This is a genomic window from Streptomyces sp. Q2 (assembly GCF_056820935.1).
This window is the reverse complement of the sequence record NZ_JBXEJE010000064.1, coordinates 23,023-48,619: the sequence shown is the minus strand read 5'-3', so window position 1 is coordinate 48,619 and position 25,597 is coordinate 23,023. Positions and strand designations below refer to the sequence as shown.

Below are 25,597 nucleotides of genomic sequence, written 5' to 3'. Positions count from 1 at the left end.
TCACCGCGCCCGCGGGCACGGCCCTGGCCGCGGTGGCGTCGGCGCTCGCCTCGGCGGTCCCCGCGGACGCGGGAACCCCGCCGGAGCGGAGCCGGGAGACCGGCGGCGGCCCGGTCGTGCTGTACGCCGGTGCGGAGCGGCTCGACGCCCAGCGCTGCACCCTGGGCGAGCCCCCGCTGATCGACGGCGCCGTGCTGTCCCTGGGCGCCCCCGGCGAGCCGGAGGCCCATCCCGAGCTGGACGACGCGCCGACCCAGCTCCATGTGGTCGCGGGCCCGGACGCGGGCGGGGTCCATCTCCTCCACGGCGGCCAGATCCACATCGGCCGCTCCGCCGACGCCGACGTCCCGCTCGACGACCCGGACGTCTCCCGCCTGCACTGCGCGGTGACCGTCGGCCCCGACGGCCGCGTCTCGGTCGCCGACCTCGACTCCACGAACGGCACCTCGCTCGACGGCATCCGCGTGAGCGCCCGCCCGGTCCGCTTCGTCCCGGGCGCACTGCTGCGGATCGGCGAGTCGGCCCTGCGGCTGGCCCCGGCCGGCGGCCCGGGGGCGCGGGTGCGGACGACTCCCGACGGGGAGGGGCAGGTGCGGGTGCCCATCGGCGGCGGTGCGGGGGACGGCCCCGCCCAGGCGCCCGGGTCCGACGGCGCACCCACCCCGTCCGGCCCCTTGGGCAGGACGCATCACGCGTACGGCTCGGCCGGCTGGGGTGCCTCGGCCGGCGCCCCTGGCGCACAGGGCCACGACCCCGCCGAACCCCCGCTCGTCGTACCGGGCCAGGGCGGGGCCCCGCCCATCGAGACCAGGGGGGCCCAGTCTCGCGGCCGGACGAGCGCCGTCCCCCGGGACGGCTCCGGCGACAGCGGGGCCACCCACGCCGGGCGCTTCGGTGTGGGTGCGGCTGGCAGCGCCTCCGGCGCGTTCGCCGAAAACGGCGGACGGACCCACGCGGGCCCGGCCGGGGCCACCGAGCACGGCGCGCACCCGAGCGATGACACCCACCACCCCCGGGGAGACGGGCAGGGCCCCGGCCCCGGCGAGGCGGACCACGGCACGGACCCCGCCGCCCCCTCCCCCGGCGCCGACCGCCGCAAAGGGACGCCCCTGCGCGGGACCGACGTACCGCCCGGCCTGCGTAAACGCGGCGGGCTCTCGGCGTGGGCGCGGCGGCTGACCGGCGGGCGCGGCGAACAGGAGCCGGCCGGACGCGGGACGTACGACGAGACCGACGAGACCGAGGGCAGCGTCTCCCCGGCAGCGCGGACGGCACCCGCTGTCCCTCCCTCCCAGGCCCCCGAGACCTGGCCGGACCCGGCGGCGCTGCTGCTCACGGCGCTGGGCCCCGGGCCCCGGCTCTGGGAGCGCGGACCGGGCCACCCGGAAGCACTCACGGTGCGGCTCGGTACGGCGGACCGGGCGGCGCCCGACGGCTCGGGCCTGCTGCCCGCCGTGCCGGTGACGGCCGATCTGCGCGAGGCCGGGGCCCTGGGGCTGGCCGGACCGCGCGAGCGGCTCGCCGGGCTGGCCCGCGCGGTCCTCGCCCAGCTCGCCGCGCTGCACTCTCCCGACGCCCTGGAAATCGTCCTGATCAGCGCGGACCGCTCCCGCCCGGTGGCCGAGCGCACCGCCGAATGGTCCTGGCTGGGCTGGCTCCCGCACCTGCGCCCGGGACACGGCCAGGACTGCCGTCTCCTCCTCGCCTACGACCGCGAACAGGCCAAGGTCCGCACCGACGAACTCCTGCGCCGTCTGGAGGACCACCTCGACCACCTGACGGAGTCGTCCCCCGGCCCCAGGCCGACGCGTGCGCGCACCGACCGGCGGGCGGGCGTCACCGGCGCCGGTGACAACGGCAGCGGCAGCGGCAGCGGCAGCAGCAACAGCAACAGCAACAGCAACAGCAACAGTGACATTCAGGGTGCCGCCTCCGAGGCGAACGGCTCCGGGGACCGCCTGCCGCCGGCCCGCGGTGCGAACCGGCGCCCTTCCTGGGCCCTGGACGACGACACGGCGGACCAGGGCAGGGGCGTGTTCCCCGGGCCCTTCACCGTGGTCGTCGTGGACGGCGATCCCGGCGGCGCCGCCGTCCGCGAGGCGGTGGCGCGGCTGACGCTGGAGGGGCCGCGGGCGGGCATACACGTCGTGTGCCTCGCCGAGACGGCCCCCGCGTCCCCCGCCTCGCCGGTGACGGAGACGTACGAGGCGGCCTGCGCGGCGGCACCGGCGTTCCGCGAGTGCGGTGCCGTGGCGCTGCTCAGCGGCGACGTGGCGACGGCCCTGCGGCTGATGCGGGTGGCGCGCGCCACGACGGACGGTTCCGCCACGCCCAAGGGCCCCACCGCCGGAAACGCCCCCACCTCCTCCGCCACCGCCGTCGGTCCGGTGGGCCACGGCACCGTCGCCGCCGTGGACGCCGTCTCGCTCGCCTGGGCCGAGCGGTTCGCGCGGGCGCTGGCACCGTTGCGGGCGGAGGGCACCGCCGGTGAGCGGCACACGCGCGTGTCGGCGCCGCTGCCCCAGGCGGCCAGGCTGCTGGACGAGCTGGGGCTGGCCCGGGCCACCCCGGCGTCGCTGATGACCCGCTGGGCGGACGCGGCCGACGACACGGAGGCGCTCGGCGGGCGGGCCTGGGCCGTGCTCGGGGCCGGACCGCGCGGCCCGGTCTGCGTGGACCTCGCCCTGGAGGGCCCGCACCTGCTGATCGAGGGACCGCCGGGCAGCGGACGTACGGAACTGCTGCGGGCGGTCGTCGCCTCACTGGCCGCCGCCGAGCGCCCCGACCGGCTGAGCGTGGTGCTGATGGACGGCCGGGACAGCGTGGGCACGGACACCGGCGGGCACGGCGAGGGCCTGCGTGTGTGTACGGACGTACCGCATGTCACCACCCACCTCACCGCCAACGACCCCGTGCGCATGCGCGAGTTCGCCCAGTCGCTGAGCGCCGAGCTGAAGCGGCGCGCGGAGCTGCTCGGGCGGTCCGACTTCGCCGAGTGGCACACCGGGCGCGAGGTGTCGGGCCGCATGGTCACCCAGCGGACGGCGCAGGCCCGCGGCGGGTCCGGCGCCGCAGAGCACACGGGGGACCTGGACGCCCCGTCCAGCTCCACCATCCGGTTGCGTCCGGCGGCCGCCCGGCGGCAGGCGGAGGCCGTGGTGCCGCTGCCCCGCCTCGTCGTGGTCGTCGACGACCTGGACGCGCTGGTCTCCCCCGCGCTGGGCTCACCGGGCAGGCCGGCGGCGGGTTCGGTGATACGCGCTCTGGAGGCCGTGGCCCGCGAGGGCGAGCGGCTCGGGGTCCACCTGGTGGCCGCGGCCGGCAGTGGCGGCCGTACGGCCCAGTCGGACCCGGCGCGCCTGGCGACCCTGCGCGTCACGCTGGACACCCCGACCCCGGGTCCCGACGAACCGGCCCCCGGGCGTGGCCGGCTGACCTGGTCGGACGGCCGGGTGACGCCGTTCCAGGGCGGCCGCGTGACGGGCCGCATCCCGCGCACGGCGACCCTGAGGCCGACGGTCGTCCCCCTGGAGTGGGACCGGATGGGCGACCCGCCGACCCGGCGCCCGGTGCGGGAGCTGGGCAACGGCCCGACGGACCTGGCGCTGCTGGCCAGTGCGCTGGAGCGGGCGGCACGAGAGGTCGCGGCGACCGAGGTGCCGTCACTCCTCTAGCACCGGTTCGGCGCATTTCAGCCCTTCCGGCGCTTGAGAACGAGGCCGTTCAGACCGATAGCGGGGGTCTGGGGGCAGCAGCCCCCAGCTGACGCGAGCCGCGCCCGCGCGCACCTGGTCACGAGGGGGTCACGATCTTCGGCTTGACACGCGATGCGCTCTTGCCGCCCCCAACCCCCCAGGCGTAGACCAGATCACGGGACAGCGCTCGAACGTTCGATGAGGCACGAAGAACGGGGCAGTGATGCGAAGCACGAGAAACACGAACCGGAACAACAGGGCCGCGAAAGCCGCAGCCACCCTCCTGGCGGGAGCGCTCGCACTCTCGCTCACCGCCTGCGGCAGCGACGACGCCGAGGGCAGCGAAAGCGACGCGACCGCCAAGGAGACCGGCACCAGCGTCACCCTTCCCAAGCTGGACGGACAGAGCCTTGAGGTGGCCGCCGTCTGGACCGGTGCGGAGCAGGCCAACTTCAAGAAGGTACTTTCGGAGTTCGAGAAGCGGACGGGCGCCAAGGTGACGTTCGTGCCCGCCCAGGACCCGATCGTCAACTTCCTCGGCTCGAAGATCGCGGGCGGCCAGCCGCCGGACGTCGCGATGCTCCCGCAGCCGGGTGCCATCAAGCAGGCCGTCGACAAGAAGTGGGCCAAGCCCCTCGGTGCCGACGCCCTCAAGGAACTGCAGAAGAACTACTCCCAGGGCTGGCAGGACATCGGCAAGGTCGACGGCAAGCAGTACGGCGTCTACTACAAGGCCGCCAACAAGTCGCTGATCTGGTACAACGCCAAGGTCTTCGAGAACGCGGGGGCCACCGAGCCCAAGACCTGGGACGAGCTCCTGACCACCGCGCAGACCGTCTACGACTCCGGCGTCACGCCGTTCTCGGTCGGCGGCGCGGACGGCTGGACCCTGACCGACTGGTTCGAGAACGTCTACCTCTCCCAGGCGGGCCCGGAGAAGTACGACCAGCTCGCCAAGCACGAGATCAAGTGGACGGACCCGTCCGTGAAGGACGCGCTGACCACGCTCGCGCAGGTCTGGGGCAAGAAGGACTATGTCGCNGACCAGCTCGCCAAGCACGAGATCAAGTGGACGGACCCGTCCGTGAAGGACGCGCTGACCACGCTCGCGCAGGTCTGGGGCAAGAAGGACTATGTCGCGGGCGGCGCGACCGGCGCACTGCAGACGGACTTCCCGGCCTCGGTGACGCAGGTCTTCACCGGCGGTGACCAGCCCAAGGCGGGCATGGTCTACGAGGGCGACTTCTCGCAGGTCAACATCGTCCAGGCCGGTGCGAAGGTCGGCACGGACGCGAAGGTGTTCCCGTTCCCGACGGTGGGAGACACCGCGCCCGTGGTCTCCGGCGGCGACGCGGCGGTGATCCTGAAGGACTCCAAGGCGGCGCAGGCGCTGGCCACCTTCCTCGCCTCCCCGGACGCGGCGACCGTCCAGGCCAAGCTCGGCGGCTACCTCTCGCCGAACAAGAACGTGCCGGACTCGGCGTATCCGAACGCGGTGCAGCAGAGGATGGCCAAGGCGCTGATCGCGGCCGGTGACGACTTCCGCTTCGACATGTCCGACCAGGCCCCGCAGGCCTTCGGCGGCACGCCCGGCAAGGGCGAGTGGAAGGCGCTGCAGGACTTCCTGAAGAACCCGACGAACATCGCCGGCACCCAGCAGAAACTGGAGGCCGACGCGGCGGCGGCCTACGGCGGCTGACGCGATGACGTCTGCCACAGCGGCAGGGGGCACCCCGCCCCCTGCCGCACCCAAGTCGCGCAAGAGCGTGACCGGCACCCGCAAGAGCGTGGCCGCGCTGTTCCTGCTGCCCGCTCTCGTGCTGCTGGGCGCGCTCGTGGTCTACCCGATCGGGTACTCGGTCGTCCGCAGCTTCTACGACCAGTCCGGCAACGGCTTCGCCGGATTCGACAACTACGAGGCCCTGTTCACCGACGAGGGCATCCGCACCGCCCTGAAGAACAACGTCATCTGGGTGGTGTTCGCCCCGACGATCGCCACCGCCCTCGGCCTGATCTTCGCGGTGCTGACCGAACGGGTGAGCTGGGGCACGGCGTTCAAGCTGGTCGTCTTCATGCCGATGGCGATCTCGATGCTGGCGGCGGGTATCATCTTCCGCCTCGTCTACGACCAGGACCCGGACAAGGGCGTGGCGAACGCGGTGTGGGTGGGCGTCCACGACACGTTCGCCGAGGCGTCCGCGTTCCCGAAGGCGCACCCGGGCCGCGATTCTCCGCTCATAGCCCAAGGAGGGAGCTTCGTCACCAAGGCGACGGTCCGCACCGGCGACACCGTCACGCTGCCCCTCGTGGGCGTCGCCCCCGACCAGATGCCCGGCGACGCGAAGAGAGCCGTGGCGCCGCAGGCCGAACCGGGGAAGATCACCGGCACGACCTGGCAGGACTTCACTCGCGGCAAGGGGGTGGGCACGCTCGGCGCGCCCGACCCGGCCGAGGTCGGCTACCCCGGCATGAAGATCGAGGCGGTCAAGGACGGCAAGGTCGTGGAGTCCACGAAGGCCGCCGACGACGGCACGTTCACCTTGTCCGAGAAGGCCGACGGGGCCCAACTGAGGCTCCCCGCGAGCAACTTCGCGGAGCCGTACAACGGCCTGGACTGGCTCGGCCCGTCGCTGGTCACGCCCGCGATCATCGGGTCGTACATCTGGATGTGGGCGGGATTCGCGATGGTGCTGATCGCGGCCGGGCTGGCCGGGATGCCCCGTGAGCTTCTGGAAGCGGCCCGCGTGGACGGTGCGAACGAGTGGCAGGTGTTCCGGCGGGTCACGGTCCCGCTGCTCGCGCCCGTCCTCGCGGTCGTCGCCGTCACCCTGATGATCAACGTGCTGAAGATCTTCGACCTGGTCTTCATCATCGCCCCGGGCTCCTCGCAGGACGACGCGAACGTCCTCGCGCTGGAGCTGTACCGCAAGGGGTTCTCCGAGGACCAGCCGGGCATCGCGAGCGCCATCTCGGTGTTCCTGCTCCTCCTCGTCATCCCGGTGATGTGGTTCAACATCCGCAGGCTCAGGCGGGAGGTGCGGCGATGACCACACATGCGGACAGGGTCGGTAAAACGGTGCCCGTCGAGAGTGTGAAGGCCAAACGGTCCCTCGGCGCACGCCTCGCGGAGGGCGTCGGCGGCGGCCTGATGCGCGTGTTCCTCATCATCGTCGGCCTGTTCTGGCTGGTGCCGACGATCGGCCTGCTGATCTCCTCGCTGCGCCCGCCGGAGGAGATGACCGCCAACGGCTGGTGGAACGTCTTCGCCGAGCCGTCCCAACTCACCTTCGAGAGCTACGACAAGCTCCTGCAGAACAGCGACATCACCGACTCGCTCGTGAACACCGTCCTGATCACGGTCCCGGCGACGGTCCTGGTCGTCGTCATCGGCGCGCTCGCGGGCTACGCGTTCGCGTGGATGGAGTTCCCGGGCCGCGACTGGTGGTTCCTCGGCGTGGTCGGCCTGTTGGTCGTGCCGGTGCAGGTGGCGCTGATCCCGATCGCCGAACTCTTCGGCAAACTCGGCCTGTTCGGCACGATCTTCGGCGTGGTGCTCTTCCACACGGGATTCGGGCTGCCCTTCGCGGTGTTCCTGCTGCGGAACTTCTTCGCGGAGATCCCGAGGGAGCTGCTGGAGGCGGCCCGGCTGGACGGCGCCGGTGAACTGCGGCTGTTCGCCCGGGTCGTGATGCCGCTGGGCGCGCCGGCGATCGCGAGCCTGGGCATCTTCCAGTTCCTGTGGGTGTGGAACGACATGCTGATCGCGCTGGTGTTCTCCGACTCCGGCAGCCAGCCGATCACGGTCGCGCTGCAGACGCAGGTCCGCCAGTTCGGCAACAACATCGACGTCCTGGCACCCGGCGCGTTCATCTCCATGGTGATCCCGCTGGCCGTGTTCTTCGCGTTCCAGCGGCAGTTCGTGTCGGGCGTGATGGCGGGCGCGGTCAAGTAGTCAGCACGGACAGTCACGTTCAGGGGGCGGACCGCACCGGTCCGCCCCCTTCGTCCGTCCACTGTCCCCCACATGCCGTAACGCATCGTAACCGATTCACTCCTTCGGCCGTTCCCGGGCAGAACGCCCGCGACGACCCTTGGATGTCCCCTTGCCCAGGTTCAGTGTCATCGTCCCCGCGTACAAGGTTCAGGCCTACCTGCACGAATGCCTGGATTCGGTGCTCTCCCAGTCGTATCCGGATCTGGAACTGATCGCGGTCGACGACGGCTCGCCGGACGCCTGCGGCGCGATCATCGACGAGTTCACCGCCCGTGACCCTCGCGTCCGGCCCGTCAGGCTGCCGCGGAACCAGGGCCTGGGCGCTGCCCGCAACACCGGGCTGCGCGCGGCGACCGGCGACTACCTGCTCTTCCTGGACGGCGACGACACCCTCGCCCCGCACGCGCTGGGGGCGATCGCCGACCGCCTGAAGGAGACCGGCGAGCCGGACGTCCTGGTCCACGACTACGCGCGCGTCGACTGGTCGGGCCGAACCGTCCGCAATCAGGCCGCGATCCAGCTCACCGAAAGCGGCCAGGCGTCCTTCGGTCTGGAGGACCGCCCCGGGCTGCTCAAACTGCTGACGGTCGTGTGGAACAAGACGTACCGCCGGGAGTTCGTCGAGCGCGAGGGCTTCACCTTCCCGTCCGGCTTCTACGAGGACGTCCCGTGGACGTACCCGGTCCTCATGGCCGCCGAGTCGATCACCACCCTCGACCGGGTCTGCGTGCACTACCGGCAGCGCCGGCGGGGCAGCATCACCCGTACCACCAGCCGCCGCCACTTCGACCTCTTCGCACAGTACGACCGTGTCTTCGCGTACGTCGGGCTGCGCCCCGAACTGGCGCGCTGGCGACCGGTGTTGTTCCGCCGCATGGTCAACCACCTGACGGCGGTCTTCGCCCACCGCGACCGGCTGCCGCGCGACGCGCGCGCCGACTTCCTGCGCCAGGCCCGCGCCCTCTGCCGTCGCCACCACGCCCCCGGCCATCCGGTCCCGCTGCGCTCCCGGCTGCGGCACACCCTCGTCCGGCTGGGCATGCACCGCACGTTCCGCACCCTGCAACAGGCGTCGGCACTGCGCCGCCGTGGCGTCAAGGCCCTCACGCGCCTGCTGAAGAGGCTGCGCACCGGCGCGCTCCGGCTGCACTACCGCCTCCAGCGCCGCCTCCCGCTGCGCGCCGACCGTGCCGTCTTCACCGCGTACGACGGCCGCGGTCACAGCTGCAATCCGGGCGCCCTGGAGAACGCGTTCCGTACCCACGCCCCGCACATCCGCACGTCCTGGGTCGCCCGCCCCGAGCACCACCACACGATCCCGTCCGCCACCCGCCGCGTCAGGCCCGGCACGGCCGCCTACTGGACGGCCCTCGCCCGCTCCAAGTACCTGGTCAGCAACGTCGACTTCGACCGGCGCCTGGTCAGGCGCCCCGGCCAGGTCCTCCTGCAGACACAGCACGGCACCCCGCTGGGGCACATGGGCCTCGACCTCCAGGAACGCCCGGCGGCCGCCCGCGGCACCGACTTCGCGGAGCTCCTGCGAGGTGTCGACACCTGGGACCACGTCCTGTCCGCCAACCGCCACTCCACCCTGACCTGGGAGCGCGTCTTCCCCGGCCGCTACAGCACGCTCGAGTACGGCCAGCCCCGCAACGACGTCTTCCAGCAGGCGACCTCCGCGGACGTGTCCCGGCTGCGCGAGACTTTCGGCATCCCGCGGGGCTCGGTCGCGATCCTGTACGCCCCGACCCACCGCGACCACCGCCGCAGCCAGCACGCAGCCCTCGACCTGGAGCGGGTCCTGCGCCGGCTCGGTCCCCGTTACGTCGTCCTGGCCCGCGCCCACCACGCGTACGGCGAGCCCCTGTCGGCCGGATCGACGGACCGGGTCATCGACGTCACCGACCACCCGAGCGTCGAGCAGCTCTGCCTCGCCTCGGACGTCCTGGTCACCGACTACTCGTCGATCCTGTTCGACTACGCCAACCTCGACCGGCCGATCGTGCTCCTGGCGGACGACCGGGAGGCGTACGAGGCGGCCCGCGGCACCTACGTCGACCTGCGGACGTTCGCGCCGGGCGCGGTCGCGCGCAGCGAGGACGAGCTGATCGACATCTTCGCCACCGGCCACTGGCGCGGCTCACGCTCCACCCAGCTGCGGTCGGCGTTCCGCGAGCGGTTCTGCCCGTACGACGACGGACGCGCCGCCGAGCGGGTCGTACGCCATGTCGTGCTGGGGGAGACGAACCTGCCGCCGGTCGTGCCGCTCGACGAACGTCACCCCGTGCCGTCGTCGGCGGCGGCTCTCGGCCGCTCGCCGCAGTCCAGCGTGCCGCAGCCCGCCGGTCCGGGCGGCGGTCCGGCCGCCGGTCCCCCGGCCATCGGCCCGCAGGGCTTCGATCCGCGACGCTTCGAACCTCGGGCGGGCGTTCCGCAGGGGGCCGTCGGTCCGCACGGCTTCGAACCGTCGGCCTTCGAACCGCGGGCGGGCGTTCCGCAGACCGTAGGTTCACAGACCTTCGAACCGTCGGCCTTCGAACCGTCGGCCTTCGAAGGGCGGGTGGGCGTTCCGCAGACCGTAGGTTCGCAGGCCGTCGTCGAGCGCGTCTGAACGCCGTTTCCGCTCCGGGGAGTTCGTATGCCCTCCAGTCCTTCGCGGCCGACCCCGACCCGGCCGTCCACGTGGCGCCCGGCGGGACGGCCCGGCCGCGGCGGCCGGGCCGTGGGCCGTGACCTGCCGGCGTGCTCATGAGGCCGCGTACCTGGGTGGCGGCGCTGGCCGCGGTGTTCGCCGTGCTCCAGCTCGCGAACGTCACCGGCCGGGACACCCCCGACACCAGGAACTACCTGTCGTACGCGTTGGACCTGCGCGGCGACAGCAAGCGGGAGGCGGCGGCCGCCACCATCGAGTACGCCTGCGCGGGCGAGGCGTCGGCGGCGTACCGCCGGCAGAAGGTGGACGTGGTGCGCTTCCACGCGCCGGACCCGCGTCGGCAGGTCAAGGCGGAGTGCCGGGCCGCGGCCTGGCGGGAGGTGGACGCGCGGATGCGGGCGGGGCAGACGGGTGGGCATACCGCGCCGTTCAGTTCGGAGCGGTTCCTGCGGATCTTCGAGTCGCGGCCCGGATACCCGGTGTTCCTGCTGCCGTTCGTCACCGTGCTCGGCGTGATCTGGGGGATGTGGACGGCGAGCGTCGTCATCGCCGTCGCGGGCGGGGATCCTGGTGTTCCTGATCCTGCGCACGCTGTCGCTGCCGGTACCGCTCGCGCTGACCGGTCAGGCGCTGTACTACGTGCTGCCGTGCGGTACGACCGCCATGCGGCCGATGACCGAGGGTCTGCTGCTGGCGCTGACCCTGGCGGCGGTGTGGGGCTGCGCGCTGGTGCTGCACGGGCATCGGACGCGGGCCGGCCTGGTGCTGGTGGGCGGCTCGCTGGCGGCGCTGTTCACGGTGAAGCACTCGCAGGCACTGTTTCTGGGGTTGTGCCTGGCGGGGGCGGGGCTGGTGGTCGGCGTACGGCGGCGGGGTCGGGAGCGGGATGCGGGGCGTGGGGTCGTGGCGCTCGCGGGCGTGGGCTGCTGTGCGGGGGCCGGGACGCAGCTGCTGGCGAAGGCGCTGGGCTATCCGTCCGCGTCCGAGAGCGTGCAGGATCTGCTCGCCAACCACTTCACCCGGCCCGACCGGACCCGGCCGTGGCCGGAGTTCCTGCACCTGGAGACCAACTTCTGGACGGAGTTGCTGCGTCGGCAGCTGTGGCAGCCGCTGTTCGCGGCGGCCCTGGCGGCGGGGGTGTGGGGCACGCTGCGGGGGCACCGCCGGGCATTCGGCGGGTTCCTGGTGGCGGCTGCCTTCACCGGGGTCCTCACGCAGGCCGGGCATCCGGACGTCAACATCTGGGGCAACCGGCTGATCGTGCTGGCGTGGCTGCTGCCGGTGCTGGGCGTGCCGCTGCTTCTGGAGCGTTTCGTCCGGGAGCGGGTGACACTGCCCGCGCAGGACCGCGCCGAACGGGCTCACTCGCTGGGGTGACGAGCGGCCGGGTCCGGCGTCCCACCCGTGTCAGGTCGTCCGGTCCCCAGGGCGAGGCGGCTCGCGGACGTCCACTCCGGCCTCGCCCAGACGTCGACCGACCCGCGTCGAGCGCACCGCGTCGTCCGCCCACTCGGTGATGGCGTGGAGCGGGCGGACGGGGGCGGTGCCGGCGCGGGTCGGGTGCGGCTCCGTGTGTCTGACCGGGGGTTACTCGATGACGAGGTCGACCTCGATGTTGCCGCGGGTGGCGTTGGAGTAGGGGCAGACCTGGTGGGCCTGCTCGACCAGCTTGCGGCCGGCCGCCTCGTCCACGGTGTCGGGCAGCTCGACGCGGAGGGTGACCTTGAGGCCGAAGCCCTCGCCCTGCTTGCCTATGCCGACCTCGGCGGTGACGGCGGCGTCGCTGACGTCGACCTTGGCCTGCCGGCCGACCAGGCCGAGGGCGCTGCCGAAGCAGGCGGCGTAACCGGCGGCGAACAGCTGCTCCGGGTTGGTGCCCTGCCCGTTGCCGCCCATCTCCACCGGGATGCCCAGCGCGAGGTCCAGGGTGCCGTCGGAGGAGACGGCACGGCCGTCCCGGCCGTGGGTGGCGGTGGCGACAGCGGTGTAGAGCGCGTCCATGGAAATCCATCCCTCTCGAGTCACGTCTCGGCGGCCTGTCCGGCCGCCGCACGACCACCAGTAGAGCACACAATTCAGTTGTGCACAATTAAATGGCTCGCTCGCGCTATCCTGGAGGCATGACCCGCACGCCGACCCCCTCCAGCGCCTCAGCTGCCGCATCAGCCCAGGAAGAGAACTGGCTGCGCCTCGACGGCCAGATCTGCTTCTCCCTGCACGCCGCCTCGCGTGCGTTCAACGGCGTCTACCGCGTGCTCCTCAAGGACCTCGGGCTGACCTACCCGCAGTACCTGGTGATGCTCGTGCTGTGGGAGCGGGGCGAGACGCCCGTGAAGAAGCTCGGCGAACACCTGCGCCTCGACTCCGGCACGCTGTCGCCGCTGCTCAAGCGCCTGGAGGCGGCCGGCCTCGTCCGACGGGAGCGCAGCGCCCGCGACGAGCGCTCCGTGGAGGTGCGGCTGACCGAGAAGGGCGCCGCGATGCGCGAGCCCGCCCTTCAGGTACCGCGCCGGATCTTCCAGGCGACCGGCTTCGACCTCGACGAACTCCGCGAGCTGCGCGATCGCCTCGACCAGCTCACGTCGACGCTGGATTCGGCGGCGCTGGAGGAGATGCCGGGCCGCGGGTAGCGGGGGCGCCCGCCCCGGCTACTCGCCGGGGCTCCCGACCCGGCACGGGGAGTCGCCGCCCCTCCACACGGAGTCATCACAGTCACCCGCACCGGACCGCCCCGCCTGCTTCACTGATGACGGGAGCCGAACCGCGCCCGGCACGCGGAGGCGACACGCACCACCACAGGCCAACTGACGAGGGGACGGCCGCACATGACCTGGCTGATCACCGGCGGCGCCGGTTACATCGGGACACATGTCGTACGGGCGATGACCGAGGCGGGCGAACGGACGGTGATGTACGACGACCTGTCCACCGGCATCGCCGACCGCGTCCCCGAGGACGTACCGCTGGTCGTGGGCTCGACCCTGGACGGCGAACGCCTGGCCCGCACCCTCGCCGACCACGAGGTCACCGGTGTGGTCCATCTGGCGGCGAAGAAGCAGGTGGGCGAGTCGATGGACCTGCCGCTGCACTACTACCGGCAGAACGTCGAGGGCCTGCGCGTCCTCCTGGAGGCCGTGTCGGAGGCGCGCGTGCCGTCCTTCGTCTTCTCCTCCTCCGCGGCGGTGTACGGCATGCCGGACGCCGAGCGCCACGGCGGCCTGGTGACGGAGGAGACGCCCTGTGTGCCCCTGTCGCCATACGGCGAGACGAAGCTGGCCGGCGAGTGGCTGGTCAGAGCGACGGGCCGGGCGACGGGCCTGTCCACGGCGTCGCTGCGCTACTTCAACGTGGCGGGCGCGGCGAGCCCCGAACTCGCGGACACCGGCGTCTTCAACCTGATCCCCATGGTCTTCGAGAAGCTCACGGACCACGCGCCCCCGCGCATCTTCGGCGACGACTACGAGACACCGGACGGGACCTGCGTACGCGACTACATCCACGTCGTCGACCTCGCCGAGGCCCATGTCGCGGCGGCCCGCGCCCTCCAGGCCGCCCCCGGCCGTGACCTCACCCTCAACATCGGCCGCGGGGAAGGCGTCTCGGTCCGCGAGATGATCGACCGCATCAACGCCCTCACCGGCTACGACCGCCCCCCGACGGTCACCCCACGCCGCCCCGGCGACCCGGCCCGCGTCGTCGCCTCCGCCGACCGGGCCGCCGCCGAACTGGGCTGGAAGGCCAAGCACGACGTCCAGGACATGATCATCTCCGCCTGGGAAGGCTGGGTACGCCAGCACCCGGAGGCGGCCCGCGGCTAGGTGCTTTCGTTTGGGTCAGGCCGGGCCAGGGAGCGGGGTCCGGTGCCGTGCATCGCAGGCAGAGGAGGGAGTCAGGGCGGAGCCCTGGCGACCGACGACAACGCGGCGGTGGGGCCCCTCCCGCGCGAGCGAAGCCGAGCGGCACCAGACCCCGCTAGCCCGGCATGATCCAAACGAGAGGCGCTAGCCCGCCCGCGGCCAGGGCCGCGACCACGGGCCCGTCCCCCGACCACGGCCTGCCTCCACGTCCTCCTACGAGGACGCCGTACGCGCCGCGATCGACCTCGGCGGCGACACGGACACCGTCGCGGCCGTGACCGGCGGCCTGGCCGGCGCGGTGTACGGCATCACCGCGATCCCCGACCGCTGGGCAGCGCCTGTGCACGTCCCCCTGCCGGGATTCGGCGAACGGTCCTGCGCACACCGGAACTGACGGAACTCGCAGTGCGGAGGCCGTCGCGGACGCCGCGGCGGCCCCCGCCTGTTGAGCACCCGGGCCCTCTGATCGGGGCCCACCGCGACCCGCCCACGGCGGACACCAGGAGAGCGCCGCTGTCGCAGCCCCAGGGCCCCGCCGCGATGAGCTCTCTCCCGGCGTGCGGGCAGCTTGGCTACACGTTGTTCAGGTACGTCAGCACGGCCAGCACCCGGCGGTGCCCGCTGTCGCGCTGCGGCAGTCCCAGCTTCAGGAACACGTTCCCGATGTGCTTGTGGACCGCCCGTTCCGTGACGACCAGAGTCTTCGCGATGGTGGCGTTGTCGTGGCCCTCCGCCATCAGCTTCAGCACCTCGCTCTCGCGCGGCGTCAGCGAGTCGAGCGGGGTGTCCCGGCGTCGGGTCAGCAACTCCGTCACCACCTCCGGATCAAGGGCCGTACCCCCGGCCGCGACCCGCTCCAGCGCATCGAGGAACTCGTCCACCCGCCCCACCCGGTCCTTGAGCAGATAGCCCACCCCGCTACTCCCCCCGGCCAGCAGCTCGGCGGCGTACGACTCCTCGACGTACTGCGAGAGCACCAGCACCGGCAGACCGGGCATCTCCTTGCGCGCGGCGAGCGCGGCCCGCAGACCCTCGTCGCGGAAACCGGGCGGCATCCGCACGTCCAGCACCGCCACGTCCGGCCGGTGCTCCAGCAACGCGGGCAGCACCTCGGGGCCGGTGCCGACGACGGCCGCCACCTCGTGCCCGGCAGACGTCAGCAGGAGGACGAGGCCCTCGCGCAACAGGGCGTTGTCCTCAGCGATCACGAGTCTCATGGCACCCATGTTCCTACGGGTCCGGCGGGCCGATCCCGGCAAGGCACGCTCACAGCGCCTTGAGCGCCTCCGCGGTGCCCCGCGCCAGTCCTCCCAGGTACCCCTTCGGGAGTTTCGGGTTGCGGATCACCACCGACCGCCAGTACAGCGGCCCCGAGATCAGGTCCAGGGCCAGGTCCTCGTCGAGCCCCTCACGGACCTCGCCGCGCTGCCGCGCCGCCGCCACGATCTTGCTGGCGACGCCCTCCTGTCCCTCCCGCAGGGTCTTCTGCATGGCCTCGGCGATCTCCGGGTTGCGCGCCGCCTCGGCCTGGAGGTCGGGGATGACCTGCGAGGCCACGGGGTGGCGCAGGGCGCGGGAGGTCACCTCGTACAGCATTCGCAGGTCGCCTTCGAGCGACCCGGTGTCCGGCACCGGCAGGCCCATCACCGCGAGCGCCGAGACGACGTCGAGGACGAGGTGCAGCTTGGAGCGCCAGCGGCGGTACACCGCGGTCTTGCCGACGCCGGCGCGGCGCGCGATCCCCTCGATGGACATCCGCGCGTAGCCGACGGCCGCGAGCTCCTCGAAGACGGCCGCCCTGATGGCCTCCGTCACATCCTCGCGGAGTACGGCGGCACCCGCGGGGGCACGGCGGCGCGGACGCGTCTGCGGCTCGTCGGCGTTCGTCGTCATGCGGACCAGCATAGGGGCGTCACGACGAAACGGTTGCGTTCCGACGTCAACTCGGCCTACGCTCACGTTGCGACGATACGGTCCCGTCCCGACGTAAGAGAACGTGAAGAGAAGCGTAAGGAAACGCCGGGCGACGGGCCCGCCCAAGCCGCACGCACCCCACCCCCCGAGTGAAAGCAGCGGATGTGAGCCAGGTCCTCCACACACCGCCCCCGACGACGGCGACCGCACCGGCCGAAGACGACCTCGCGGCCCTCGCCGCCCGCTACGGCCTCTCGGTCAGCGGCGCCCGCCCCACCCTGCGCGAGTACGTCAGCCAGCTGTGGGCGCGGCGCCACTTCATCGCCGCCTTCTCGACCGCCAAGCTCACCGCCCAGTACAGCCAGGCGAAGCTGGGCCAGCTCTGGCAGGTGATGACCCCGCTGCTGAACGCGGCCGTCTACTACTTCATCTTCGGCGTGCTGATGGGCACCAAGAAGGGCGTGGCGGACTACGTCCCCTTCCTGGTGACGGGCGTGTTCGTCTGGACGTTCACGCAGAGCTCGATCATGGCGGGCACCCGGGCGATCTCCGGCAACCTCGGCCTCGTGCGGGCCCTGCACTTCCCGCGGGCCGCGCTGCCCATCTCCTTCTGCCTCCAGCAGCTCCAGCAGTTGCTGTTCTCGATGGCCGCCCTGGTCGTGATCCTGCTCTTCTTCGGCGTGCCGGTGTCCGCGTCCTGGCTGCTGGCGATCCCGGCGCTGACGCTGCAGTTCACCTTCAACGCGGGCATCGCGATGATCCTGGCGCGGGTGGGCGCGAAGACACCGGACATCGCGCAGCTGATGCCCTTCGTCCTGCGCACCTGGATGTACATCTCCGGCGTGATGTGGAGCCTGGACCACCTGCTCGACAAGCACACCGACCTGCCGTTCTGGGTGGCGCCGCTGCTCAAGGCGAACCCGGCCGCCGTCTACATCGACCTGATGCGCTTCGCTCTGATCGACAGCTTCCACGCGAGCCAGCTGCCGGCCCACGTGTGGCTGATCGCGACCGGCTGGGCCCTGCTCGCCGGCGTCGGCGGCTTCATCTACTTCTGGAAGGCTGAGGAGACGTACGGCCGTGGCTGACAAGACCGAGAACATCTACGACGGCGAGAAGATCCCCACCGTCATCGCCGACGGCGTCGACATCGTCTACCGGGTCAACGGCACCGGCGCCGGCCGCGGCTCCGCGACCGCCGCCCTCAACCGCATGCTGCGCCGGAAGAAGGCCGAGCAGGCCGCCGGTGTGCGCACGGTGCACGCCGTCAAGAACGTGTCGTTCGTCGCGTACCGCGGCGAGGCGATCGGCCTGATCGGCACCAACGGCTCGGGCAAGTCGACCCTGCTCAAGGCGGTCGCCGGCCTGCTCCCGGTGGAGAACGGCCGGATCCACACCGACGGCCAGCCCTCCCTGCTCGGCGTGAACGCGGCCCTGATGAACGACCTGACCGGCGAGCGCAACGTCTACCTCGGCGGCCTCGCCATGGGCATGTCCCGCGAGCAGGTCAAGGAGCGCTACCAGGAGATCGTCGACTTCTCCGGCATCAACGAGAAGGGCGACTTCATCACCCTCCCCATGCGCACCTACTCCTCCGGCATGGCCGCCCGCCTGCGCTTCTCCATCGCCGCCGCCAAGGACCACGACGTCCTGCTCATCGACGAGGCGCTGGCGACCGGCGACCGTTCCTTCCAGAAACGTTCCGAGACCCGCATCCGCGAGCTGCGCAAGCACGCCGGCACGGTGTTCCTGGTCAGCCACAGCAACAAGTCGATCCGCGACACCTGCGACCGCGTGCTGTGGCTGGAGCGCGGCGAACTGCGCATGGACGGTCCGACGGAGGAGGTCCTGGAGGCGTACGAGGCGTTCACCGGCGGCCCCGACAAGGCGAAGGCCAGACCGAAGGTGCCGGTCCGCTCGTAACGAGGGCCCCGAAGGACCTCCACGGACAAGGGCGCCCCGAGCCTCCACGGCCCGGGGCGCCCTGCTGTTCGTAGGGCCTACGAATGCGTCCGCAGCAGCGTGCGCATCGTCCGCATGGCCACCGACAGGTTCGCCAGGTCGAACGTCTCCGAGCCCTGGATCTCCTCCAGGGTCGTCCGCGCCCGCCCCAGGATCGCCGCGTTCTTCTCCTCCCACGCCTTGAAGCGCTGCTCGGGAGTCGAGGTGCCGTTGCCCACCGCGAGGACGTCGGCGGTCAGGGCCGCGTGGGCCGCGTAGAGGTCCTCGCGGATGGAGGCGCGGGCCATGGACTGCCAGCGGTCGGCACGGGGCAGCTCGATGATGCGGTCCATGAGCTGGGTGATGTGGAGCCGGTCGGCGAGGTCGTAGTAGACCTCGGCGACGTCCATCGGGTCCCGGCCCATGCGATCGGCCACCGAGACGATGTCGAGCGTGGGGAAGGCCGACGAGAACCCGGCGACGCGCGTGGCGACCTCGTCCGGCACGCCGACGCCCGTCAGCTCGTCGTAGATCTTCTGGTACCACTCCAGGTCCGCGCCCCGCAGCAGCTTGGGCAGCTGCGACCACACCTGCTCGACCCGGTCGGCGAAGAAGTCGACGGTCTCGGCGAGCTGGAGCGGCTGCGGCCGGTTGTTGAGCAGCCAGCGTGTACCGCGCTCGACCAGGCGCCGCGAGTGCAGCCGGATCCGGGTCTGGACCGCGGCTTCGACCTGGTTGTCGAGCGCCTCCACCGCGTCCCACACGACACCGGAGCGGAAGATCGCCCGGGCCGCGGTCTGCGCCCGCACGATCTCCTCCAGCGAGGCACCGGTCTCCTCGCGCAGGCGGTGCAGGTAGGTCGTACCGCCCGTGTTGACCGTGTCGTTGACCAGCACGGTCGTGGTGATCTCGCGGTGCAGCGGGTGGCCGTCGATGCGCTCCCCGAACGCCTCGCGCAGCGCGCTCGGGAAGTACGCGTGCAGCAGGGTGCGCAGGTACGGGTCGTCAGGCAGCGAGGTGTGCAGCAGCTCCTCGGCGACCGTGATCTTCGTGTACGCCAGCAGGACTGCCGTCTCCGGGCCGGTCAGGCCCTGTGCGGCGCCGAGGCGTTCGCGGATCTGACGGTCGGTGGGCAGGAACTCCAGCGCCCGGTCCAGCAGGCCCTCGCGCACCAGGTGACGCAGGTACCGCTGCTGGGCGTGGAGCATGTCCTTGGACTGGGCGAGCGCGTTGGCGATGGCCGTGTTCTGCGCGTAGTTGTTGCGCAGGACCAGGTGGCCGACCTCGTCGGTCATCTCGGCGAGCAGCTTGTTGCGCTGTTTGACCGTCATGTCGCCGTCCGCGACCAGGCCGTTGAGCAGGATCTTGATGTTCACCTCGTGGTCGGAGGTGTCCACGCCCGCGCTGTTGTCGATGGCGTCCGTGTTGATCTTGCCGCCGTGCAGCGCGAACTCGATCCGGCCGAGCTGGGTCAGGCCCAGGTTGCCGCCCTCGCCGACGACCCTGACACGCAGGTCGGCGCCGTCGACGCGGATCGGGTCGTTGGCCTTGTCGCCGACGTCCGCGTGCGTCTCCGTGCTCGCCTTCACGTACGTGCCGATGCCGCCGTTCCACAGCAGGTCCACCGGCGCCTTGAGGATCGCCTTCATCAGGTCGGCCGGCGTCATCTTGGCGACCTTGCCCTCGATGCCGAGAGCCTCACGGATGTGCGCGTTGACCGGGATCGCCTTGGCCGTACGGGGGAACACGCCGCCACCCGCGGAGATGAGCGCGGTGTCGTAGTCGGCCCAGCTGGAGCGGGGCAGCTCGAAGACGCGGCGGCGCTCGGCGTAGGAGGTGGCCGCGTCGGGCTTCGGGTCGATGAAGATGTGCCGGTGGTCGAAGGCGGCGACCAGGCGGATGTGCTCGGAGAGCAGCATGCCGTTGCCGAACACGTCACCGGACATGTCGCCGATGCCGACGACCGTGAAGTCCTCGGCCTGCGTGTTCACGCCCAGCTCCCGGAAGTGCCGCTTGACGGACTCCCAGGCTCCGCGGGCGGTGATGCCCATGCCCTTGTGGTCGTAGCCGGCGCTGCCTCCGGAGGCGAAGGCGTCGCCGAGCCAGAAGTTGTAGGTCTCGGCCACTCCGTTGGCGATGTCCGAGAAGGTCGCGGTGCCCTTGTCGGCGGCGACGACGAGATAGGTGTCGTCCTCGTCGTGCCGGACCACGTCGGCGGGCGGGACGACCTCCCCGGCGACCATATTGTCGGTGATGTCGAGCAGCGCCGAGATGAAGGTCTTGTAGCTGCGGATGCCCTCCGCCATCCACGCGTCCCGGTCCACGGCCGGGTCGGGCAGCTGCTTGGCGACGAACCCGCCCTTGGCGCCGACCGGCACGATGACGGTGTTCTTCACCATCTGCGCCTTGACCAGGCCGAGGATCTCGGTGCGGAAGTCCTCACGCCGGTCGGACCAGCGCAGCCCGCCTCGCGCGACCTTCCCGAACCGCAGGTGCACGCCTTCCACGCGGGGCGAGTAGACCCAGATCTCGAACGCCGGGCGCGGCGCAGGCAGATCGGGGATCATCTGCGGGTCGAACTTCATGGAGACGTACTCGTGCGACTTGCCGCCCGCCGCCTCCTGGAAGAAGTTGGTCCTGAGGGTCGCCTTGATGACGGTCAGGAACGACCGCAGGATCCGGTCCTCGTCGAGGGAGGCGACCTGGTCGAGCGCCGCGTCGAGCTCTTCGAGGAGGGCGTCGACGAGTTCGTGCCCGGCACGCTGCCGCTCCGGCGACATCCGCGCCTCGAACAGCGACACCAGCAGCCGGGTGGTGTGGACGTTGTGGCGGAGGGTGTCCTCCATGTAGTCCTGGCTGAACGTCGAGCCCGCCTGCCGCAGGTACTTCGCGTACGCCCGCAGCACCATCGCCTGACGCCAGTTCAGCCCGGCGCTCAGCACGAGGGAGTTGAAGCCGTCGTTCTCCGCCTGGCCGGTCCAGGTGGCGGCGAAGGCGTCCTGGAACCGCTCGCGGCCGTCGTCACCGAGGTAGTCGCCGCTCCCGCTCTTCGGCTGGGGCATGCGCAGCCCGAAGTCGTAGATCCACGCCACACTCCGGTCCGAGCAGCGCAGTTCGTACGGCCGCTCGTCCATCACCTCGACGCCGAGCCGGTTGAGGACCGGCAGCACGGCCGACAGGGTGATGGACTCGCCCTTGCGGTAGATCTTGAACCGGCGCTCCTCGGGGGCGGCGCCGACGGGCTCGTAGAGGCTGAGCGAGAAGCCCTTCTCCTCGGTGAGCTTCTCCAGCTGCGCGAGGTCGGCGACCGCGGAGCGCGGGTTGTGGTCGGCCTTGTAGCCCTCCGGGAACGCGTTGCCGTAGCGGCGCAGCAGCTCGGCGGCGCGCTCCTCGCCGAACTCCGCGTTCAGCGCCTCCCCGAACCCGTCGGCCCACGACCGCGCGGCCTCCACCAGCCGCGCCTCGATGCGGTCCTTGTCGGCGTCGGACAGCTGCGCCAGCTCGGTGCCCTGCGGGACCCGGACGACGAAGTGCAGCCGGGACAGGATCGACTCGGTGTTCCAGGCGGTGAAGTCGACGCTGGTACCGCCGAGTTCCTCCTTCAGGATGTCGATGATCCGCAGCCGGACACCGGTCGTGTAGCGGTCGCGCGGGAGGTAGACGAGGGCGGAGTAGTAGCGCCCGTACTCGTCCTGGCGCAGGTAGAGCCTGAGGCGCCGGCGCTCCTGGAGGTAGAGCACGGAGGTGACGATGGCCTGCAGCTCGTCGACCGGGGTCTGGAACAGGTCGTCGCGCGGGTACGTCTCCAGGATCTGCAGCAGGTCACGCCCGTCGTGGCTGTTGGGCGAGAAGCCGGCGCGCTCCAGGACCTCCTCGACCTTGCGGCGGACGACCGGAACCCTGCGCACGGACTCGGTGTACGCGGCGGACGAGAACAGCCCGAGGAAGCGCCGCTCACCGATCACGTTGCCGTTCTCGTCGAACTTCTTGACGCCGACGTAGTCGAGATAGGACGGCCGGTGCACGGTGGCCCGGCTGTTGGCCTTGGTCAGCACGAGCAGCTTGTGCTCGCGGGCCTTGGCACGGGCGTCGGCGGGCAGCCGCTCGAAGGAGGGGCTGACGGGGTGGCTCTCGTCGCTCGCGTGGTGCGGGTCGGACCGCAGGATGCCGAGCCCGGTGCCGGGGACGGCGGCAAGGGAGTCGTCCTCCCGCAGCCGGTACTCCCGGTACCCGAGGAAGGTGAAGTGGTCGGCGGCCAGCCAGCGCAGCAGCTCCCGCGCCTCCTCGATCTCCTGCTCGCGCAGATCGGAGGCGACGGGTTCCTTGGGCATCTCGTCGGCCATGCGCAGCGCCGCGTCCCGCATCTTCTCCCAGTCCTCGACGGCCTCGCGGACGTCGGACAGGACCCGCAGGAGGTCGGCGGTGATCTGCTTGAGGTCGCCGCGGTCGCTCTCGCGGTCGGTCTCGACATGGATCCAGGACTCGGTGTGCGCGTCGTGCGGCAACTCGCCGGTGGGGCGCGGGGTGAGCACCTCGATGAGCTTGCCGGTGACGTCACGCCGCACGATGACCTGCGGATGGATGACGACGTGGATCCCGCGCCCCTGCCGCGTCAGCTCGTTGGTGACGGAGTCGACGAGGAACGGCATGTCATCGGTGACGACTTCGACCACCGAATGGCTGCACGTCCACCCGTTCTCCTCCACGGTGGGGGTGTGGACCCGCACGCTGGCCGTGCCCTGCGGTCGGTTCTCGGCCAGCCGGTAGTGCGAGAGCGCGGCTCCGAAGATGTCGACCGGGTCGCGGTCGGCGAGGTCCTCCGGGGCGGTGTGCAGGTAGTAGCGCTGGAGGAACGCGAGCAGGGTGTCCCGGTCGGGTGTGCTCGCATCCGTCGTCCCGGTCGGTAGGTGCCCCCCGACCGGGCTGTTCTCAGCTACCCGGGCGGCCCTCTCGAGCAGCTCGGCCTTTGCTTCGTCCAGCTTGGTCTGCATTGTCCTCTGGCTCCTGTCGCGCGCCATTGCGTGACGTAGGTGGAAGTACGGTCTCTTCCCCTGTGACGTAACGCCGCGACGCGGGGTGTCCGGTCTGCTCCGACGCTATGCCGCAAGGCGAGATGAGCGGGGGGTTATCAGCCATTCTCGACACGCCGGAAGGGTGTGACGCTGCTCTCTGCGGCGCGTGCTTCCGGGGTGTGTACGGCGTCCTGGGGGGCCTTGCGTCCCCGTCCCGCCCGCGAGGACCAGCGACTGCCGCCCGGTCACGGATGTCGTCCGTGCTCTCCGGGCGCAGGGCAGGGGCGACGATGCCCCCGCGAACTATCGCGCTGATCACGCCACCAGGCTATCGCTCCTCACCGGGGGCCCGTCATGAGCCGTATGTGTACAAAACCAGGGGGGAACTTTGACGTTCTGCACAGGGGCGAAGGACGACATTCCATGCGGGTCTGCCTCAATTGCGGCTCAAGCACGGACGCGCTGTTTTCGGCCTGCGTGGTGATACACGGCGTCAGCCGACCCGCCGCCCGCTCGTCGTGGCGTCACGCCGCCAGCCGCTCCGCCTCCACCACGGCCTCCTCCAACGTGTCCACCACCGGTACGCCGACCACCTCAAGGCTCGCCCGCCCGTGCGACCCCCCGGTGTACAACACGGCCCGCGCCCCCACGTGCAGAGCGGCCACCGCGTCATCGGCGGCGTCCCCGATCACCACCGTCCGGGCCGGGTCCACCCCGACCAGCGCCCCTAGGTGTCGCACCATGTGCTCCGCCTTGCTCCCCCCGGACGGCCCGACCCGCCCGTCGACCCGCAGGAAGTGCGCCTCGATACCGAACCCCCGCACGAGCGGCACGAGTTCGTCGTGCACGTACATGCTGAGGATCGACTGGCTCCGCCCGGCCGACGCCCAGCCCGTGAGCAGCTCCGCCACCCCCGCGGTCAGCCCGCATCTCACCCGGTGCTCGGTGTAGTACCGGTGAAAGGTCTCGTCCATGACCTCCCACTCGAGCTCGGTGGGCAGCCGCCCCATCAACCGCTCGTAGAACTTCGGCACCGGCACGCAGTACAACGCCCGGTACTGCTCGATCGTGATCGGCGCCAGCCCCAACTCCGCGAACGCCGCGTTCGTCGCCCCGATGATCGCGTCATTGTCGTGGAACAGCGTCCCGTTCCAGTCCCAGACAATGTGCGCGCCCGTCTGCTTCCCCATGCCGAAAACGTACCCGCCCCCACTGACAATCAAGAGGCCACCTGTTCAGAGCCGGGCAAAATGTCCGCCCTCAGTTTCCCAGCCCCACCAGATTCGGGATCTCCTGCCGGGCGAACCACAGCAGCTCATGATCCTCGGCCCCGTCCACGACGAACTGCGCGTCGTCGTCCCCACCGTCCGCCGTCGCCAGCGCGTCGGCCGCCGCGGCCACGTCAGCCTCCGCGTCCCCGGCATCGACGTGCACGGCCGCCGCCTTGTCCAACGGCACGGCCCCGGCGACCCGCACCTCTCCGAGCGCCGCGGGATCCAGCGCCCGGCCGGGGTCGGAGGTCGCCGTACCGTCAGGCACGTCCACGGCGACCACGACCCGCCGCCGCACCGCCTCGCCGTCCGCCGCCAGCAACCGCAGCGAGGCCAGCGCGGCCCGGTTGAGCGCGGCGTACTCCAACTCCTCGATGTCGTCGGACAGGTACCACTCCCGCAACGCCGGCGTGACCGCGTACGCGACGAACGGCCCGCTCCCCAGCTCCCCCGTCTTGTACGCCTCGGCGAGCCCGGGAAGAGTCAGGGGGACGTAGACACGCATGGCTCGCCGCTTCTTTCGTGGTCGAAGGCTTGTCCGGCCCTCCCGGAGGGCGTTCGGCGCCTCCCGGAGGGCCTTCAGGATACGTCCGCGGGGTCCCCTTTCGAGTCCCTGCCCACCCCCCTGGAGGCGTCCACCCGGCGCCCCGGAACTCACCCCGTGCACCCCCGTCACGGCGGGCGTTCCGCGCCCCCGACCACTCTGATAGGTGAACATTCCGGCCACCCCGACGAGGACTCCGGCCGCCTTGCCGCCGGGATCCACCACCCCGTACAAGATCCCCAACCAGAAGTTACCGCCCGGTACCGCCGGGCCGATCGAGCGGGGACACCGATGAACAAGGTCATGACGAGGGCGAACCACCACCCCGGCGCCCGCCCACCGGGCCGCCGCGACCCTCGCCGCCCTGGCGGCACCCCGCCCCGCGCCCCCGGCGGAGGCACGCCCCGCACGACCACGCCCGACGGCCGCCCGCCAGGCTCACCGGGCACGTCCGGACCTCTCACCCGCACCAGCCCGACCGACAACCGCCCCGCCAGCGCCCCCGGGCCGGACCCACTCGCCCTCACCACCAGCACCGGCACGCGCGCCCGGACCCGCACCACCGCCGCCCCTGCCCTGGCCGCCGCCCCCGTCGCCGCCCGGACGGTCACCGCGGGAAGGCCCTCCACAGCCCCTCCGAGGCCCACCACAGCAAGCCCCACCCCTGTGGCCCCGGGAACCCCCACCACCCCCGTCGTCCCCTCCCAGACCCCCCG

At 71.7% G+C, this 25,597-nt stretch carries 15 protein-coding genes and 3 pseudogenes; 12 read left to right on the top strand and 6 right to left on the bottom strand.

All coding sequences use genetic code 11. The features are described from left to right. The 6 genes and pseudogenes from ACWBNA_RS43725 to ACWBNA_RS43700 form a co-directional block, all read left to right on the top strand. Positions 1 to 3,674, top strand: a 3,674-nt coding sequence (locus ACWBNA_RS43725; RefSeq protein ID WP_482710193.1) for an FHA domain-containing protein, incomplete at its 5' end; no start/stop codon positions are given. A 244-nt stretch (positions 3,675 to 3,918) separates the two neighbouring features. Next, positions 3,919 to 5,394, top strand: a complete 1,476-nt coding sequence (locus ACWBNA_RS43720) for an ABC transporter substrate-binding protein (protein WP_482710192.1) — start codon at positions 3,919 to 3,921, stop codon at positions 5,392 to 5,394. A gap of 4 nt (positions 5,395 to 5,398) precedes the next feature. After that, positions 5,399 to 6,742: a carbohydrate ABC transporter permease gene (locus ACWBNA_RS43715; protein WP_482710191.1), complete on the top strand. Its 1,344-nt coding sequence runs from the start codon at positions 5,399 to 5,401 to the stop codon at positions 6,740 to 6,742. Then, entirely contained in the window at positions 6,739 to 7,647 is a 909-nt protein-coding gene (locus ACWBNA_RS43710; protein ID WP_482710190.1) for a carbohydrate ABC transporter permease, read from the top strand. Before ACWBNA_RS43715 ends, ACWBNA_RS43710 begins: the two co-directional genes overlap by 4 nt. Before the next feature lie 151 nt (positions 7,648 to 7,798). Next, a complete protein-coding gene (locus tag ACWBNA_RS43705; protein ID WP_482710189.1) occupies positions 7,799 to 10,300 on the top strand; it encodes a bifunctional glycosyltransferase/CDP-glycerol:glycerophosphate glycerophosphotransferase in 2,502 nt (833 codons plus the stop codon). A 137-nt stretch (positions 10,301 to 10,437) separates the two neighbouring features. Then, positions 10,438 to 11,719, top strand: a pseudogene (locus ACWBNA_RS43700) (hypothetical protein). A gap of 210 nt (positions 11,720 to 11,929) precedes the next feature. On the opposite strand, the gene ACWBNA_RS43695 reads toward ACWBNA_RS43700, so the two are convergent. After that, a complete protein-coding gene (locus tag ACWBNA_RS43695; protein WP_383859603.1) occupies positions 11,930 to 12,343 on the bottom strand; it encodes an organic hydroperoxide resistance protein in 414 nt (137 codons plus the stop codon). 119 nt (positions 12,344 to 12,462) lie between these two features. On the opposite strand from ACWBNA_RS43695, the gene ACWBNA_RS43690 reads away from it, so the two are divergent. From ACWBNA_RS43690 to ACWBNA_RS43680, 3 genes and pseudogenes are all read left to right on the top strand, one after another. Continuing rightward, on the top strand, positions 12,463 to 12,972 hold the full coding sequence (locus tag ACWBNA_RS43690; RefSeq protein ID WP_482710188.1) for a MarR family winged helix-turn-helix transcriptional regulator: 510 nt from the start codon (positions 12,463 to 12,465) through the stop codon (positions 12,970 to 12,972). Positions 12,973 to 13,167: 195 nt separating this feature from the next. After that, entirely contained in the window at positions 13,168 to 14,160 is a 993-nt protein-coding gene (galE, locus tag ACWBNA_RS43685) for a UDP-glucose 4-epimerase GalE (protein ID WP_482710187.1), read from the top strand. 241 nt (positions 14,161 to 14,401) lie between these two features. Continuing rightward, a pseudogene (locus tag ACWBNA_RS43680) lies at positions 14,402 to 14,572 on the top strand (ADP-ribosylglycohydrolase family protein); the annotation flags it as partial. A 199-nt stretch (positions 14,573 to 14,771) separates the two neighbouring features. On the opposite strand, the gene ACWBNA_RS43675 reads toward ACWBNA_RS43680, so the two are convergent. Further along, entirely contained in the window at positions 14,772 to 15,416 is a 645-nt protein-coding gene (locus ACWBNA_RS43675) for a LuxR C-terminal-related transcriptional regulator (RefSeq protein WP_482710186.1), read from the bottom strand. Positions 15,417 to 15,465: 49 nt separating this feature from the next. Continuing rightward, complete coding sequence (locus ACWBNA_RS43670) at positions 15,466 to 16,092, bottom strand: TetR/AcrR family transcriptional regulator (RefSeq protein ID WP_482710185.1); 627 nt, start codon at positions 16,090 to 16,092, stop codon at positions 15,466 to 15,468. A gap of 185 nt (positions 16,093 to 16,277) precedes the next feature. On the opposite strand from ACWBNA_RS43670, the gene ACWBNA_RS43665 reads away from it, so the two are divergent. Beyond that, positions 16,278 to 17,201: an ABC transporter permease gene (locus ACWBNA_RS43665; RefSeq protein WP_482710184.1), complete on the top strand. Its 924-nt coding sequence runs from the start codon at positions 16,278 to 16,280 to the stop codon at positions 17,199 to 17,201. Continuing rightward, positions 17,194 to 18,036, top strand: a complete 843-nt coding sequence (locus ACWBNA_RS43660; protein WP_482710183.1) for an ABC transporter ATP-binding protein — start codon at positions 17,194 to 17,196, stop codon at positions 18,034 to 18,036. The genes ACWBNA_RS43665 and ACWBNA_RS43660 overlap by 8 nt, the downstream gene beginning before the upstream one ends. A 77-nt stretch (positions 18,037 to 18,113) precedes the next feature. Here the strand turns inward: ACWBNA_RS43660 and ACWBNA_RS43655 are convergent, their stop codons facing one another. The 3 genes from ACWBNA_RS43655 to ACWBNA_RS43645 form a co-directional block, all read right to left on the bottom strand. Further along, positions 18,114 to 23,045 (bottom strand): NAD-glutamate dehydrogenase, encoded by a 4,932-nt coding sequence (locus ACWBNA_RS43655; RefSeq protein ID WP_482710182.1) that lies wholly within the window; start codon positions 23,043 to 23,045, stop codon positions 18,114 to 18,116. A 545-nt stretch (positions 23,046 to 23,590) separates the two neighbouring features. Continuing rightward, entirely contained in the window at positions 23,591 to 24,256 is a 666-nt protein-coding gene (locus tag ACWBNA_RS43650; RefSeq protein ID WP_482710181.1) for an HAD family hydrolase, read from the bottom strand. Between the two features lie 70 nt (positions 24,257 to 24,326). Next, positions 24,327 to 24,842 carry a DUF6912 family protein gene (locus ACWBNA_RS43645; RefSeq protein ID WP_482710180.1) on the bottom strand — a complete coding sequence of 172 codons (516 nt, stop codon included), beginning with the start codon at positions 24,840 to 24,842 and terminating at the stop codon, positions 24,327 to 24,329. Between the two features lie 342 nt (positions 24,843 to 25,184). On the opposite strand from ACWBNA_RS43645, the pseudogene ACWBNA_RS43640 reads away from it, so the two are divergent. After that, positions 25,185 to 25,597 (top strand): annotated as a pseudogene (locus ACWBNA_RS43640) (Rv3235 family protein); the annotation flags it as partial.